The sequence below is a fragment of the Helicobacter turcicus genome (assembly GCF_019711685.1).
In the GTDB taxonomy this organism is placed as follows: domain Bacteria; phylum Campylobacterota; class Campylobacteria; order Campylobacterales; family Helicobacteraceae; genus Helicobacter_D; species Helicobacter_D turcicus.
Genome location: NZ_JAIGYQ010000003.1, coordinates 135,914 through 151,503, shown reverse-complemented (window position 1 = coordinate 151,503; position 15,590 = coordinate 135,914). Strand labels below are relative to the sequence as shown.

At 34.0% G+C, this 15,590-nt stretch carries 13 protein-coding genes; 4 read left to right on the top strand and 9 right to left on the bottom strand.

Annotation, left to right across the window (positions count from 1 at the left end):
• Window positions 1-211 precede the first annotated feature (211 nt).
• Window positions 212-2,410 carry an NADP-dependent isocitrate dehydrogenase gene (locus tag K4G57_RS03435; RefSeq protein WP_221531779.1) on the top strand — a complete coding sequence of 733 codons (2,199 nt, stop codon included), beginning with the start codon at window positions 212-214 and terminating at the stop codon, window positions 2,408-2,410.
• Window positions 2,411-3,138: 728 nt separating this feature from the next.
• A complete protein-coding gene (locus tag K4G57_RS03430) occupies window positions 3,139-3,438 on the top strand; it encodes a hypothetical protein (protein ID WP_221531778.1) in 300 nt (99 codons plus the stop codon).
• Here K4G57_RS03430 and K4G57_RS03425 read toward each other — a convergent pair.
• The 6 genes from K4G57_RS03425 to K4G57_RS03400 all read right to left on the bottom strand — a co-directional run bounded on the left by K4G57_RS03425 (window position 3,397) and on the right by K4G57_RS03400 (window position 8,832).
• Window positions 3,397-4,092 (bottom strand): ABC transporter ATP-binding protein, encoded by a 696-nt coding sequence (locus K4G57_RS03425; protein WP_221531777.1) that lies wholly within the window; start codon window positions 4,090-4,092, stop codon window positions 3,397-3,399. The two genes, K4G57_RS03430 and K4G57_RS03425, sit on opposite strands and share 42 nt — an antisense overlap.
• Window positions 4,079-4,849, bottom strand: a complete 771-nt coding sequence (locus K4G57_RS03420) for an ABC transporter ATP-binding protein (RefSeq protein ID WP_221531808.1) — start codon at window positions 4,847-4,849, stop codon at window positions 4,079-4,081. Before K4G57_RS03420 ends, K4G57_RS03425 begins: the two co-directional genes overlap by 14 nt.
• Window positions 4,849-6,033, bottom strand: coding sequence for a branched-chain amino acid ABC transporter permease (locus tag K4G57_RS03415; protein ID WP_429913079.1), 1,185 nt, complete (start codon window positions 6,031-6,033; stop codon window positions 4,849-4,851). The genes K4G57_RS03420 and K4G57_RS03415 overlap by 1 nt, the downstream gene beginning before the upstream one ends.
• 9 nt (window positions 6,034-6,042) lie before the next feature.
• Complete coding sequence (locus K4G57_RS03410) at window positions 6,043-6,942, bottom strand: branched-chain amino acid ABC transporter permease (RefSeq protein WP_221531776.1); 900 nt, start codon at window positions 6,940-6,942, stop codon at window positions 6,043-6,045.
• A gap of 20 nt (window positions 6,943-6,962) precedes the next feature.
• Window positions 6,963-8,078 (bottom strand): ABC transporter substrate-binding protein, encoded by a 1,116-nt coding sequence (locus K4G57_RS03405; RefSeq protein ID WP_221531775.1) that lies wholly within the window; start codon window positions 8,076-8,078, stop codon window positions 6,963-6,965.
• A 211-nt stretch (window positions 8,079-8,289) separates the two neighbouring features.
• Window positions 8,290-8,832 carry a YceI family protein gene (locus K4G57_RS03400; protein WP_221531774.1) on the bottom strand — a complete coding sequence of 181 codons (543 nt, stop codon included), beginning with the start codon at window positions 8,830-8,832 and terminating at the stop codon, window positions 8,290-8,292.
• Between the two features lie 120 nt (window positions 8,833-8,952).
• On the opposite strand from K4G57_RS03400, the gene K4G57_RS03395 reads away from it, so the two are divergent.
• Both K4G57_RS03395 and K4G57_RS03390 read left to right on the top strand, forming a co-directional pair.
• On the top strand, window positions 8,953-9,609 hold the full coding sequence (locus K4G57_RS03395) for a thioredoxin domain-containing protein (RefSeq protein ID WP_221531773.1): 657 nt from the start codon (window positions 8,953-8,955) through the stop codon (window positions 9,607-9,609).
• Between the two features lie 80 nt (window positions 9,610-9,689).
• On the top strand, window positions 9,690-10,091 hold the full coding sequence (locus K4G57_RS03390; protein WP_221531772.1) for a DUF5666 domain-containing protein: 402 nt from the start codon (window positions 9,690-9,692) through the stop codon (window positions 10,089-10,091).
• Between the two features lie 35 nt (window positions 10,092-10,126).
• Here K4G57_RS03390 and kpsS read toward each other — a convergent pair whose 3' ends face one another.
• The 3 genes from kpsS to K4G57_RS03375 all read right to left on the bottom strand — a co-directional run bounded on the left by kpsS (window position 10,127) and on the right by K4G57_RS03375 (window position 15,585).
• The gene (gene kpsS / locus K4G57_RS03385) at window positions 10,127-11,308 is read right to left on the bottom strand and encodes a capsule polysaccharide modification protein KpsS (RefSeq protein ID WP_221561800.1); all 1,182 of its coding nucleotides are present in this window, start codon (window positions 11,306-11,308) and stop codon (window positions 10,127-10,129) included.
• Window positions 11,299-13,308 (bottom strand): capsule polysaccharide biogenesis protein, encoded by a 2,010-nt coding sequence (locus tag K4G57_RS03380; RefSeq protein WP_221531806.1) that lies wholly within the window; start codon window positions 13,306-13,308, stop codon window positions 11,299-11,301. The genes kpsS and K4G57_RS03380 overlap by 10 nt, the downstream gene beginning before the upstream one ends.
• Before the next feature lie 87 nt (window positions 13,309-13,395).
• Complete coding sequence (locus K4G57_RS03375) at window positions 13,396-15,585, bottom strand: capsular polysaccharide export protein, LipB/KpsS family (RefSeq protein WP_221531771.1); 2,190 nt, start codon at window positions 15,583-15,585, stop codon at window positions 13,396-13,398.
• Window positions 15,586-15,590: the final 5 nt, after the last annotated feature.

The following is a 15,590-nucleotide window of genomic DNA, read 5'->3' as shown; positions in this document are numbered from 1 at the left end:
CCAAAAAATTTTAGTAAAACGCGCATTGTATAATAATCTTAAATGAAAATCAAAAATCTAAGAATCACGCATGTTACTAGACAAATTTTACAAAGTGCAACATAATGTAAAAATTTCAAAAAAGTAAAACAAATCTTGACTAAAATTATCCAATTTTGCAAGATTGTTTGCTATACTCTAAGGCAAACACAACATCATAAAGGAATCCAAAATGAAAATCACTTACACATTAACCGATGAATCCCCAGCCCTTGCTACTTACTCTTTTTTGCCTATTGTTCAGGCATTTTTAGGCAAGGTTGGAATCCCAGTTGAAACTTCTGACATTTCACTCTCTGCGCGTGTATTAGCACAATTTCCAGAGTCTCTACAAGATTCCCAAAAAGTTAAGGATACTTTAAAAGAATTAGGTGAGCTTGTAAATAAGCCTGATGCAAACCTAATCAAGACGCCAAATATCTCTGCTTCTATTCCACAGCTTAAAGCAACTATCAAAGAATTGCAAAGCAAAGGTTTTGCGATTCCAAATTTTCCAGATGACCCTAGTAACGCTGAAGAAAAAGCAATTAAAGAAAAATACCAAAAAGTCTTAGGCTCTGCGGTAAATCCCGTTCTTCGTCAAGGAAACTCCGATAGGCGTTGCACAAAAGCAGTCAAAGAATATGCTAAAAGGAATCCTTATAAAATCACTCCTTTTAATAAAAACTCTAAAACACGTGTTTCTTACATTACAAAAGGTGATTTCTTTGATAATGAAAAAGCTGTTTTAATCAAAGATTCCACCACAGCAAGCATTGAATTTATAGGAACAAATGGAAGAGAGATTCTAAAAGAGAATTTAAAGCTTGATAAAAACGAAATTTTGGATGCAACTTTTATGAGCGTAAAAGCACTTAGAGCATTCTATGCAAAACAAATTGAAATATGCAAAAATGAGAACATTCTGCTTTCTTTACATCTTAAAGCCACAATGATGAAAGTAAGCGACCCAGTAATTTTCGGACATGCAGTAAGTGTATATTTTAAAGAATTATTTGACACTTTTGGCGAGGAACTTCACAATCTAGGGGTTAATCCAAACAACGGCATTAGTGAGCTTTTAGCAAAAATTGAAAATAGTCCAAAAAAAGCTGAAATCTTAGCAGCTTATAATGCAATTTTAGAAAAAAGCGCCCCTCTTTCAATGGTAAATTCTGACAAAGGAATCACAAACCTCCATGTTCCAAGTGATGTAATTGTAGATGCCTCTATGCCTGCAATGCTAAAAAATGGTGCAAGATTATGGGATAAAGAGGGCAAAGAATGCGACACAAACGCACTAATCCCCGATAAAACCTACGCAACTATTTATGAAGCTGTGCTAGAGGATTTACACACAAATGGCACACTAGACCCAAGTAAGCTAGGCAGCGTTTCAAATGTCGGCTTAATGGCAAAAAAAGCTCAAGAATACGGTTCGCATGATAAAACTTTTATCGCAAAAGAAGATGGAATCTTTAAAATCACAGATGCAGAAGGCAACACGCTTCTAGAACATAGTGTAGAAAAGGGGGATATCTATCGCGCAAACACAGCGAAGTTTGATGCTGTGCAAAACTGGATTGACTTAGGAATTGAACGTGCAGACTTAACAGGAAATAAGGCAATTTTTTGGCTAGATTCAAAACGTCCAAGTAACAAAATTATGGCAGACTTAGTCCAAGCAAGATTAAAGGAAAAAGGCAAAGATATTGCAATTCTAGCACCAAAAGAAGCATGTTTGGAATCCCTAAAATTAATTCGCTCTGGAAAAGATGCGATTTCTATTACAGGAAATGTTTTAAGGGATTATTTGACAGATTTATTCCCAATCCTAGAGCTAGGGACAAGTGCAAAAATGCTCTCTGTTGTGCCAATGCTAAATGGTGGGGCAATGTTTGAAACAGGAGCTGGTGGAAGTGCGCCAAAACAAGTTGAACAGCTTGTAGAGGAAAACCACTTGCGTTGGGATAGCTTGGGAGAGTTTTTAGCTCTACAAGCAAGCTTAGAATTCTATGCGCAAAAAACAGGCAAAAAAGAAGCGCAAATCCTTGCAGATTCCCTTGATGTTGCAATTGGTGAGTGGCTAAATAACAACAAAGCTCCTTCACGTAAAGTAAAAGAAGACGATAACAGAACAAGCCACTTCTATCTTTCTCTGTATTTCACACAAGCTCTAGCAAACAACAGTCAGGACTCTACATTACAAAGCTTCTTCAAAGAAATCTTTGCAGAATTAAGCGCAAATGCAGATAAAATCTACCAAGAGTTTATCAATGCGCAAGGCGTTAAATTGGATTTAGGTGGATATTATAAGCTTGATGATACAAAGTGTAATCAAATTATGCGCCCAAGCGCAACTTTTAATGCAATCCTTGCAAAAATCAAATAGCATTAAACGCATTTCTTAAGGCAAGAACTCTTGCTCTTAAGAGATACAAAATATCAAAACCTGCGCAAAACTTGCTGCTAATAGAAAATTACAAATCATTAGCATTAAGACACAAGCAATTAGAAGTCTCTTTTAAACGCGTTTTTAACCTTCCCTTACAAATTATCTTAACGATTCTAATCAAAAGTGCTTATTCCGCCTCAACACGACCTTAATAATTCTTACAAAAATAAAATTTTATTTTTAAAAATTTTATATAAATATTCATATTTTTTAATATTTTTTCCTATAGAATCAAAAACTCCTAGTGAGCAAAAAATCTCTAACATCACATTAAAAAGGTGTGAAAGCTTAGATAAATGCAGCAAATTAAAATGTTTGCTATGCGCATTGTTTTCCATATTTGCATAAAATCCACCCGAATATTGCCTAATAGAGAGCACAACTTCTAATTAACTAATGCTTTTTAAAGCATTTTTCTTTAATATTTTTTGCAATATTACCTAAAAATACTTTTTCTTCTTCTGTGATACTAGGTAGATTTATCATAATTATTCTTATAGAAAAGTTTTCTATAATTATTTTGATTAAAATCTTAATGCAAATTTCTATTGGTATCATCTTTAAAGGGATTATTTCTATAAGAAAATATTAAAGAAGTCTTATAAACAAAAAGAAAGAAAAATTTGCTCTTTCTCACTAGCAAGTGAAGGACAAACTTAAATTTAATGTGGGCACATTATGCAAACTCCACTATGGTGAGTGCATTGAATTTAAAATTAATCCCAAATGATTATGATGGAAAAATCTATCAAGTGCAATATATAAATAAACTTTTAACTTATAAAATTGAAGACATTAAAGAGAATCTACCAACAATTATAACAACAAAGCTTTCTTGCTTTAACTATGAGCTTGAATATAGGGCAATTTTTGAAGATTGCAACAAAGCTATCAAAGACATTACAGCACACAAAAAACACTTATCAGCCTCCCAAATAGCGTTTCTTAATCTCCTTATTCTCTAGCATATTTTTTGCTAAATCCTCCATTACAATCTTGCCATTCTCTAGCACATACGCTCTATCTGCAACCTTGAGTGCTGCAAAAGCGTTTTGTTCCACTAGCAAAATTGTGATTCCATTTTCTTTTAAATTTAAAATGATTTCAAAAAGTTCTCCCACAACCTTTGGTGCAAGTCCAAGGCTAGGCTCATCAAGCATTAAAAGCTTAGGCTCACTCATTAATGCCCTAGCAATTGCGAGCATTTGCTGCTCACCTCCACTCATCGTGCTAGCAATCTGCTTATAGCGCTCTTTTAAGCGCGGAAAAAGTGCATACATTTTCTCACGCATCACTATAAAATTTTCATCATTATTATACGCACCCATTCGTAGATTCTCATCAACGGTAAGTCCTGTAAATACACGACGTCCCTCAGGCACAAGTGCGATTCCACGTTGGACAATCTTATAAGTAGGCACTCTTGAAATATCTGCTCCAAAAAAGCATACTTTTCCTTTAGTTTTCACGCTATGCACGATTCCATTTAAGCTTGAAGTCTTGCCAGCACCATTGCTCCCAATTAATGTAATAATTTCATGCTCTTCAATATGAAAACTTATGCCCTTTAGCCCAGCAATCAAGCCATAATGCACTTCTAAATTCTCAACTTGTAGCATAAAAATCCCCTAAATACGCAGCAATCACCTCTGCATTATTAATTGCTTCTTGTGGCGTTCCGCAAAAGAGTTTTTTACCATAATCTAGCACCAAAACTTGCTCACATAACGCATTAACAAAAGGCATGTCATGCTCTATTAATAGCACACTTAAATCAAAATCTTTTTGCATTTTGAAAATCAATTCACTTAACTCTTTTGTTTCTTTTGGATTCATTCCAGCTGCTGGCTCATCAAGCAATAGAAGTTTTGGATTTGTCGCTAATGCCCTTGCAATCTCTACTTTACGACAATCTCCATAACTTAATCCACTAGCATTTAGATATATTTTATCGCCTAAACCCATATAGTCTAAAAGCCACTCTGCACGTTCTTTAATGCGTCTCTCCTCTTTAAAATAGCGTCCAACACGAAATGCTGCTTCAAAAAAGCTGTATTTTGCGTCATTGTGCAAACCAATTAGCACATTATCTAGCACACTCATAGAGCTAAAGAGGCGAATATTTTGAAAAGTGCGAGCAATACCTAAATTTACAATCGTATTTGGTTTATAACGTGAAATATTCTTACTAAGGAAAGTTACTTTACCAGAGTTTGGCTTGTAGTTTGCGGTAATGATATTAAACATTGTTGTTTTGCCCGCTCCATTTGGACCAATAAGTCCAAAAATCTGTTTAGATTCTACCTTAAAACTTACGTTATCAATTGCTTTTAAACCACCAAAGGCAATGCTGACATTTTCAACCTCTAAAATCATCACTGCCTTCTTTTAAACCATCTTATCTTTGTAGGATGTAAATCCCAAAGTTCATTTTTACCCATAATCCCCTCTCTTGCAAAAAGCATAATACTAAGCAAAATCACCGAGAAAAATACCATTCTAAGACCAGGATATGAGCCAAAATCTGTATTAAAGAATATTAAAGGCTGATCTAAGAATCTCAACCACTCACCTCCACCAACAACCAAAATTGCACCCAAAATCGCTCCTGTTGTGCTACCTAAGCCACCAAGCACAATAATGATTAAAAGCTGGAACGTTAGCTCAAAGCCAAAAATCTTTGGATCAATAGTTGTTAGCCAAACTGCCATAAGTCCGCCACCAACTCCTTCTAAAAACGCACTTGTGCTAAAGGCAAAAGTTTTTATTTTAAAAGTATTAATCCCCATAGCAATAGCAGCATCTTCATCATCTCTTACAGCCTTCATTGCGCGTCCATACTTAGAATACACAATTTGTAAGATTAAAATAACAGATGCAGTGGCAAAAATCCCACTCCAAAAAAACACTGTTATATTCGCACCATTAGCAAATGCATGGGTATAAAGATAATGGAAAAACCCGCTTAATGTAGAATCTCCACTGCCTAGTGCGAACAAAGCTTGCTCAATGTAGCCCACCACGGAATCGTGATTATTTGGAATCTCATTTAAGCCAATCGCACCATTTGTCCATTGCGGATTATTAATTGCTAGAATCTTAATGATAAATCCAAAGCCAAGCGTAACAATAGCTAAATAATCTCCGCGCACACGAAACACTGGAAAAGAGAGCAAAATTGCAATAACAGCCGCCACTAAGCCACTGCAAAAAAGTGCTGGTAGCAACTCACTATATAGACTAAGGACAAAAGGATGTGGATCGCTTAGCTGAAACATACTCCATTTTAAATCCTCATCTAAAAGCATTAATGCTGTGATATACGCACCAATGGCGACAAATCCATTTGGCTCTAATGAGAGCTGTCCAGTAACTCCATTGATGAGATTATAACTCACTGCTAAAATAATAAAAATCAAAATATTATTAAAAATTCTAAGTGCGTAATCTCCAAGCAAACTCTGCGCAGTAAAAATTACACAAATTGCACAAATGTATAAGCATATATGGAATCCCAAAGTCGCTATCATCGGAGCTTTTACATACAAAGTTTTAACCATCGCAAACCCCTAGAAACGACTTTTCTCTAAACGCCAATCACCCATAATTCCAATAGGGCGGAACAATAGAACTAAAATTAAGAATAAAAATGCAAACGCATCTTTATAACCACCAAGCTCAGGAAATAGCGCAACTGCCATCACTTCCGTAAAACCCAAAATAAATCCCCCAAGCACCGCGCCACCAACACTCCCAATCCCTCCAAGAACAGCAGCTGCAAAGGCTTTTAAACCAATCAAAACACCCATTAGAGGCTCAATTGTTGGATAAGAAATCGTATAAAAGATTCCACCAATCCCCGCTAGCATACTACCAATAGCAAATACAAGCGCAATGATTGTATTAACATTAATCCCCATTAAACGCACCGTATTAATATCAAATGCACTTGCGCGAATCGCCATTCCTTGTTTTGTATAATACAAAAAGCGTAAAAGAAAAATAAGAAGCAAAAGCGTAACAATAGGCACAATAATTGTAATTGCCGTTAAATTCACGTCAAAGAACGTGAGTGGTCGCATAAAAAACTCTGGGGCACTAAAAAATCTAGGCGTAGAGCCAAAAAACACATTAAACACATTCTCCAAAAAGAAACTCACGCCAATTGCAGTGATTAACATAGAGATTCTAGGTGCACTACGCAAAGGAGCATAGGCAATTTTATCAATCAAAATACCCAAGATTCCGCACAAAATAACCGCAAGAATCGCTGAAACATAAAAAGGAATCTCAAACGCACTCACAGCAAAAAACACTAAAAATGCACCTACCATCATAATGTCTGCATGCGCGAAATTAATCAAACGCAAACAACCATACACCATTGTATAGCCAATGGCAATGAGTGCATACATACTGCCTAAGCTTAAGCCATTAATGCACTGCTGAAAAAATGTCAAAATATCCAAAATATGAACCTAAACGCGCATTAAGGATTTACTATTGTTTTAAAATGAAGTTTGCCATCTTTAACTTCGTTGATTACAGCACTGCGCACAGATTCACCATTTTCTAAAGAAAATTTACCACTAATTCCTTCGTAATCCTTGACATTGCGGATTTTATCATTAATACAGACCTTATCTTTTGCGCCACAAGCTTCAATTGCTTGCACTGCAATTCCATAAGCATCTGCTAGAATCACACTAAAGGAGCTTACAGGTTCTTTATAAGTTGCTTCATAGTCTTTCAGGAATTGCTCACCCCTTAGCGTTTGTTTAGCACTTGTTGAGTAATAATCTGTTACCATATATCCATTACCCGCATCTTTTGCAACATCAAAGAAAATTTTATTAGAAACAAGTCCATCGCCACCAATTGTTGGCACATTTAAGCCTAATTGTTTTGCTTGCACAGCAATTAGAGCTCCTTCATTGTAATAGATTGGCAGATATAAAACATCAGGATTTTTTGCTTTGATGCTTGAAATTTGCGCTTTGAAATCTTTTGTTCCAGCCTGTGCATTTGCTTCAATCACCACTTCTCCACCAAGTTTTTTAAACTGATTCCTAAAAGCGCGCGCAAGTCCGATAGAATAATCACTGCTATTGTCAAACAAAACTGCAGCCTTTTTAAGTCCCAAATCTTTAAACGCCAAATTTGCTGCAATAATCCCTTGAAAACTATCTGCAAAACTCACACGAGAGACAAATTTCTTACCCTTTGTTACCCTATCATTTGTCGCGACAGGAGCAATCAAAGGAGTCTTAGAATCATCTGCGATTTTTGTCATAGCAAGAGCATTTGTAGAAATCATCGGACCAATTACAACACTTACTTTATCGCTTGAAACAAGCTTTTGCATAGCATTTGCAGATTCTATTTTATCGCTTTTATTGTCAATAAAAACCAATTCAATCAAATCGCCATCTTTTGTTTTGTTTTGCGCTCTATGTGCTAAATCAATTCCACGTTTTCCTAACTCTCCAAAACCACCCACTGCCCCACTAATTGGTAATACGATTCCGATTTTCACATTTTCTGCTTGCAAGATACTTGCCAACATTCCACACACTAAAGACAAGACTAAAACCGCTTTTTTCACTTAAAAACTCCTACAAAAAAATTTTTTGATTATAGAGAACTGCGACTTTAAAACAACTTTAGACAAGACTAAAAATCAAAATTCATAAAATTTGTACAACTTACAAGAGATTAACGGAAAGCTTAAAAAAGGAGGTTAGGATAGATTTAACAAGATTGCAAAAGCTAAAAGCGGAATCCAAAAATGGATTTCACTTTTAAAACTTTAAAACTTACTGCGCGTTAGCTTTTAAATTTAAAGAGATATCTACCTCATCACTCACAGCATTATCTTTAAAAACGCTTCCCCACTCTAATCCAAACTCAGAACGTTTTATCCTAGCTTGCGCACTCACTTCAAGCGCATTACCTTTTAGTGTTTCTTTGCTTGTTAGCACCACTGGCTTTGTTACATCTTTAATTGTTAAATCCCCATAAATCTTCCCTGCTTCATATTTTGTCATTTTAAAGAACATTTTAGGAAATTTTTGTGCGTCAAACATATCTGAAGCTTGCAAATGCGCATCACGTTTTTCATTTTGAGTATCAACGGAGGTCATATCAATCTCCCCCTCAAGCGTTTTAAAACTTTTTGTCGCAGTATCATAGTCAATGTTTGCACTAAAATTTTTAAACACGCCATCTACTTTTGTGATTTTTATATGCTTTACACTAAAGCCAACTTTTGAATTTGTTACATCTATGGCATACGGAGCTGCTAAAGCTGGAAAACTAAGAGCTGCCACCAAACTTGAAACAAGTAGAAATTTTTTCATTGTCAAATCCTTACAAAAAATTTAGAGCTAAATTATACACAAAAAACACTAACAAATATTAAACGATACTTTTAAAACCTTCTGCTATAATGTGCTAAATTTTTACAAAGGAATCCTAATATGCAAACACTCCTAAAATACACACTCTCGCTACTCTTTTCTCTTGTATTGAGCACTCAATTTCTCTATGCAGAATCCCCAAAAGAAGAACGTGATTACATTATCTTAGATAACCCATTGAATGTGCCTAAAAATTCTATTATAGAAATCTTTAATGTCGGTTGTCCACATTGTGCTAGTATGAATAAAATCTTACCAAATCTCTTTGGTGTTTTATCAAAAGAAGTGGAGTTTATCCCCTATCACATTATTACAGGTGCACCCTTTAGCGCACAGGCTTCTGAAGTCCTTGCTGTTAGCCTAAGCCTAGATAAAGCACAAAATCTATCACCAAAAGATTCCAATTCTCGCTTCAAACGTGCTTTGGATTCCTATTTTAGTGCAAACTTCCAACAAAAAAAACGTTTTATTAATGCAGAATCCTTTATTGCCCATGGCTTAGAAGCCGCAGAGATCACACAAGAAACATTTAACACTACACTAAAGCGCACAGACACGCAAGCACTATTAAAGACTTGGCAAAGTGCTGTTGAATATGCAAGATTTCAAGGTGTGCCAAGCTTTATTATTAGTGGCAAATACCTAATTCTAGCGCAAGGCTTAAAGAGTGAAGAGGACTTTATTTACAAGGTTGATTACTTGTTAGGACTTAATTAACAAAAATTTAGCAATATCTTCACATTTTATTAACAAAGGGTTTTTATAATTGCATTTGCAAATTTACAAAAGGAGCAAAAATGAAAACCTTAAAATTATTTGGAACATTAGTGGTGGCGGCAATTTTCTCAACTTCAGCAATGGCAGATTATGATTTTGATGTGCATGGGCAAATTTCAGCAGTAGATCAAGTCAAAAAAACAATTACACTCTCAGGTCCAGGTGGTCAGCTAGTAGTTCAAGTCTTACCTTATACTGAAATTAAAGGAGATGACTGCGGTGCATTTGGGCAAGATATATATGGTAGTTTTAGAGATTTAACCGTTGGAAAATTTGTCAAAGTAGAAGCTGTGCCTTATGGTGGATACAATGCTTACAATCAAAGCAATGCTGAAGCTATCAACCCATCTACTGGACTTCCGCAAAATATGCAACTCACTGCAAAAGAGATTGAATGGAAATGCTACCCTAGAGCCTACTAATGCCACTCCAAAAGAGGGGCATTTCTTCTCTATATTTAACAGATATTAGAAGTATTCCAAAAGCTTCCATTGATTTGAGTTTTACAAATAACATAATTTCTAAATCTTGTCTGTAATATTGGAATTGGCTTATATGTGCGACATTTTTTCCAAAAAGAATGCAGATCTCCTTGATAAGTCAGCCCTTCAATATCATAAAAAGCTTTTCCTACTACTTTTAATGGGCAATTATGATGAAGTGCGGATAAACCAACCGTACTATTAACCACCACGCAGCCCCTAGCATTCACCAAAAGTGTAGGCAAGTGCAAATCATGCACATACAAAATCCTTCCCTCTACATTAAATTTCAAGCTTAAATCCTCTATCAACTTCGCGTAATTTTTATACCCTCTATCCATAGGATGATGTTTAAAAACCAAATAAGACTTTGCCTTTGCATGATTTGCAAAAGACAATATTGTCTCCTCTATGAATCTTTCAATTGTTTTGTTGTAGTGATGAGAAATTTGCGTGTCATTATGCACTTGTAGAATTGCCAAAAAATACTTTTGTTTAAGAGATAAAATTTTTGCATTTAGACTTTTTTCTGTAAATTTATATTTATGTTTTCTACACAAAGACAAAATCCAAGGTAAAAAATCAAAGAGCTTTAAGCTTCTGTGGTGTGTGCTATTATCAAAATACCACCCCAATAAGAATGCAAATAGCCAATAAAGAAACGCAGAAAAAGCCATCTTTGAAAAAGTGCTCGGAAACATTTTAGATTCAAACTTTTTTAAATGACTATTCAAATAAAAACTTTTATCTCTAGGGAGTGTTGAGTTAGCATTAACGCCGTCTTTTTCAAAAGTAATGAAATTTGGACGAATATAGCCCTCTTCAAAAATCCAAATTTCAATCCCCATTTCTTTAGCAACCTTAACGGCAATCTCATGAATTTTTCTGCAATCGTTAAACATAATCACAACTTGAATATTTTTCTCTCGAAATGTATCTCTATAAAACTCTTCAAGGTGCGCTATATTCCCGCGATAATTTATGCTTTTAAAAGGATAAAAAAAAAAATCTCCTCCATTGAAATTTATTTTATAAACATTGGATTCTGCGGATTCTACAAGACATTTTGAAATCTTATGAAAAAAATTCCCAACAGGACCTTGCAACAATACAATATTTTTTTTAGAAAATTGTTTTAACTGATGTCTTAAATCCATTTTTTTAAGATAAACTCCGCTACTCTTCTTGTTTTTCTCAAGATAAAAGTTCTAAGATCCACAAAGAATCTCAAATGAAACTTAGAAAAATAATCTTTCTGCATTTTTAACATTATATCTAAAGTAACCTCAACTTCACATAAATTTTTATTTTTAGGATGAATGTATCTAGGATAAACTATCAATACTCCAGCGACTAACTCTTCAAGACTTAATGTTCTTGTGCGTCTTGTTATTTTATGTTCATCTTGTGTTAGTCCCCAACCTGCATAAAATGGCATACCATAAACAAAAACTTTTTTACCCCTCAAAAGTGCGTCAAATCCTCCTGTAGAAGTGATTGTATGCACTTCATCGCAAACTGCTATCGCGCTATCTATGCTCACATTCTCCAAAATACAATCGCAATACTTTAAAATAACCTCTTTCTCTTTTAGTCCTTTGCGATTTCCGCTTAAAACATCAGGATGTGGCTTATAAACAATATAAGCACCAGGATTATTCTCTCTTACTTTCTGCAATAATGTTAATGTTGTATATCCCATTCCACCAAGAATAATTGAAGCATCATCTTCTACTTGTGCTAGGATTAATATGATCTTTTTATACGTGTTAATCCTTAATTCTTTGTGCCACATAGCATTATACTTTGAAAATTTATGACGCACTATATTCTCTATAAGAGACTTTGCACGTTTTTTTAGCCTAGCATCAAAAACATAGCATTGTAGAATCTCCTCAAGATCACTAGGCAAACTTGGATCAACATATAATCCTTTGCTATCAACAATCAAAGAAAAAGGTCTTGTCAAATCAGATCCCAAAGATATAGAGCGCAAAAAACCATCTTCAACCAAATAAATTTCAGCTGCATTAATACCTAACTCCTGCAATACAGCAATCAATGTTTGCTTAGTGTATTTTTTGCCCCATATAAAAAATTTGTCTTCTTGATTTAATTGATATTTTCTTAAGGCATTTAAAGAGTTTAAGAAAATTATTTTATTATTTTTAGCCCTAAAAAATGGCTTCATAAACCATCTCTTCCACATTAAAAAACCAAGAAAATATAAATTTCCAGAATTTATCTGCTCTATTTTTTTATATTTTGCCAAAGTATTAATAGTGTCAAAAATATCGCTTTTTTGCTCCAAATAAGGATTAAAATACTCACTATAAAGTATATAACTTGCTGCAAAAACTTCTTTAAGCGTTCTTTTTCTTATTCTCCGCTCACAAACTAACTTATCTTGTGTTAGTCCCCAACCTGCATAAAATGGCATACCATAGCAAACACACTCGCAACCCACCATCAAAGCTTCAAACCCCATACCAGAAGTCTTAGTATAAACCTTTTCAAAATGCTCTAAAAGCTCTATGGGATTATAATTCTCTTCTAATAACACACATTCTTTTGGAATCTCTTTTATCTCTATATCGCTTTGTTTTTTTCCGCTTAAGACATCGGGGTGAATTTTAATATAAATTTTACTCTGCGGATTTTCTTTTATAGCATCATTAATGATGTCCAAAGTAGAAAAACTCTTTGCCAAGCCATATTGCAAAGACATATCATTTGCTACTTGAGTAATCACTAAAACACGTTTTTTATTCTCTGAAAAAAAATCTTTAGGGAGGGAGAGATTGTTGTTATATTTACTAAGTTTCTCTTTTTTAATGCACTCCATAGCCAAGTTTGCATCGGCTAAAAGCTTATTGTCAAATTCATAAGTGTTTAAAATTCTCTCTAATTTACTTTCGCTTGTTGCATCATAATAGATTCCAATATCATCTTTAACGAGAGAAAAACTAGGACTATTTTCAACACCCAAATCCAAAGAGCGCAAAAAACCATCTTCTAGAAGCTCAAGGCTTCCATTAAACTTACTCGCACAAAAAGACGCAAACAATCCTGTGCGCTTCCTTCCCCAACCCCTAAAAACTCTTTTATCAAAAATTTGCAATACATTATTGCAATAAAAAGCATATCCTTTAAACATTTCTACCTCTACACCATAAGGCAAAATTCATACCTTAGCCCCAATTACCCACTTAAATTTTAAGGCTTCAGGCACAAATATAATCCATCAAATTCTTGCTGTAATTTTTGGAAACCATCTTTGAAAAAATTTTGAATCCTTAAAAAAATCTCTAGGGTTATACGCTAACTTTTTAAAAAGTTTATAAAGTCTTGTATGAGAAATTTTAGCTTGCAAGTAGCTTGGCATAACCAACGCAAATAGCCAAACCAAAAATCCTCCTTTAATCTCATGAATATATGGCTTATAAAGCATGGCTTTTAAACTATACTCTACTTTGTCAATAGAAGCTAAATCCAAATAGCTTTTAAGACCGATTCTAATTTTATAATACTCTATTGCATAAACTTTATTATAAAACCTTCCTCTTTTGTATGTTTTCTTATAACTAGATTTTCCATAGCTATAAAACCGATTCCTTAAGAAATGAATAAATAAAATAACCTTATCATAATCAACACGCAAATCGCTTCTTAAAAGATGCAATAAATCTTCCGCGCTCTTAGCTTGATAGTTGATTCCACAAAAATGATAAAAGGCATTTGCACAACATATACAAGGCTTACGCATCATCATAGCATAGACACCAACTCCAGAATTTAGAGTTACGACAACATCGCTAATTGTCAATAAATCAATAATATTTGTATCCTCTCTAACAAGTGTTAAGTTTTTAAACTGATATTCTAAATGCTTGGTTAAAGGATGTTTTTTTAGTAAAAATAGATGTGTTTCTTTAAGTTTTTCTGCAAGATTATCAAGAATATCCAAAAAACCCTCATACGAAAATGGCTCATAGGTAAAATACTGCACAACGCTATCACTTACAACTTGCAATGGGACAAACACAATAGTCTTTCCTGATATTGTAAATTGCTCCTTTAAAGCTGTAAGATTCCTTTTGCCTTGCTCCTCCAAAAAAACTTCCCCATTAAGGATAGAATCTATATACTCTTTGCATTCTGCAATCTCCTTATCCCCTAAGGGTTGATTCCAATTTTTTTCATGGTATGTTATAGAATCCCAGTTAAATCCATTTTCATCAAAAAACCAACTATCAGGTAATGCACCCCTATCAAAACAGATAAAAGGAATATTTTGTCTTTTAACAAAATTATAGATTTCTAATCTCTTAGGTTTGCCATAAGGGTTTGGAAAGAAAATTTTATCAATACGATTTTCTTGTAAATATTGCATAAAAACTTTTTCTTCAAATGTATCAGAGCTAAAAAATTCTTCCTCTCTTGCACAAATGACATGACCTAAATAGGGCAACACCCCAACAATAACATTTAAGAGGGTTTTTTCTTTTGAAACTAAAAGCAAAATTCTTTTCTCGCCAAAATCCCTAGTGTATAATGGGGAAATTTTATGTGTTTGTAATTGTTTTAAATGTTTATAAAATAAACCTTTATTTTCTTGTCTTCTTGATAGATATCCATTTTGATTTGGGCTTTCGTGATAGAAATGATACATATAAATGCCATAAAAACTCATTTCATAACCCTTTAGAGAAAACCAAGCTCTAAATCCCTTAAATGTTCTTAAATTCCACCAACCTTCATCAAAACAGAGATTTTTTGGCATTTTTTCAAATTTTACTGCTGAAAAAAGTAATCGCGCAAAAAAATCATGGTCTTCATAACTATGTCCAACAAATGTATCATCATTCCCACCAAGCATTAAAAACTTATAGCGGTTAATAATAATAGAGCTTGAAACTAATGAAAAATACTGGATGAAGTTTAATTGACCACTTATTAAATCCTCTTGTATCAAGATATCCCATTTTTGTTTGTCTTGATGCTTAATAAAATCACTACCTTCTTTGGTTAAATAAATCACGGGCAAAACAAAAAACTGATTTAAATTCCTAGCAATATTTTTGATTTCCATAAGATTTATAATCTTATCAAAAGAGGCTTGTGAGACATAACAATCAACGTCTAAAAACATCAAAACATCAGCTCTTGCAAAAGAAGCTCCAAGATTTCTGCATTGTCCTTGAGAGAAATATTTGACTTGATTTTTATCTTTTAAATACCTATGCCCATTTTTCTCAATAATTTCTCTTAAATCATTTTCCAAAGAAGAATAACCTTCCACGAAAATAAACTCAATATTCTGGCAAGATTTAAATGCAAGGGCTTTTTGGATAATTCTCTCTTGGATAAAAAGCCTCTCCGCACTTAACCCAAAGGGAATAATAACAGAAAGTTCTATTGGATTTTTATCCATGGATT

Bases quoted from the DNA above. Each gene is read 5' to 3' on its own strand.
- K4G57_RS03430 (WP_221531778.1), top strand. From the start codon at position 3,139: ATGTGGGCACATTATGCAAACTCCACTATGGTGAGTGCATTGAATTTA.
- K4G57_RS03375 (WP_221531771.1), bottom strand. From the start codon at position 15,585: ATGGATAAAAATCCAATAGAACTTTCTGTTATTATTCCCTTTGGGTTA.
- K4G57_RS03420 (WP_221531808.1), bottom strand. From the start codon at position 4,849: ATGATTTTAGAGGTTGAAAATGTCAGCATTGCCTTTGGTGGTTTAAAA.
- K4G57_RS03390 (WP_221531772.1), top strand. From the start codon at position 9,690: ATGAAAACCTTAAAATTATTTGGAACATTAGTGGTGGCGGCAATTTTC.
- kpsS (WP_221561800.1), bottom strand. From the start codon at position 11,308: ATGGATTTAAGACATCAGTTAAAACAATTTTCTAAAAAAAATATTGTA.
- K4G57_RS03425 (WP_221531777.1), bottom strand. From the start codon at position 4,092: ATGCTACAAGTTGAGAATTTAGAAGTGCATTATGGCTTGATTGCTGGG.
- K4G57_RS03400 (WP_221531774.1), bottom strand. From the start codon at position 8,832: ATGAAAAAATTTCTACTTGTTTCAAGTTTGGTGGCAGCTCTTAGTTTT.
- K4G57_RS03415 (WP_429913079.1), bottom strand. From the start codon at position 6,033: ATGGTTAAAACTTTGTATGTAAAAGCTCCGATGATAGCGACTTTGGGA.
- K4G57_RS03435 (WP_221531779.1), top strand. From the start codon at position 212: ATGAAAATCACTTACACATTAACCGATGAATCCCCAGCCCTTGCTACT.
- K4G57_RS03395 (WP_221531773.1), top strand. From the start codon at position 8,953: ATGCAAACACTCCTAAAATACACACTCTCGCTACTCTTTTCTCTTGTA.
- K4G57_RS03380 (WP_221531806.1), bottom strand. From the start codon at position 13,308: ATGTTTAAAGGATATGCTTTTTATTGCAATAATGTATTGCAAATTTTT.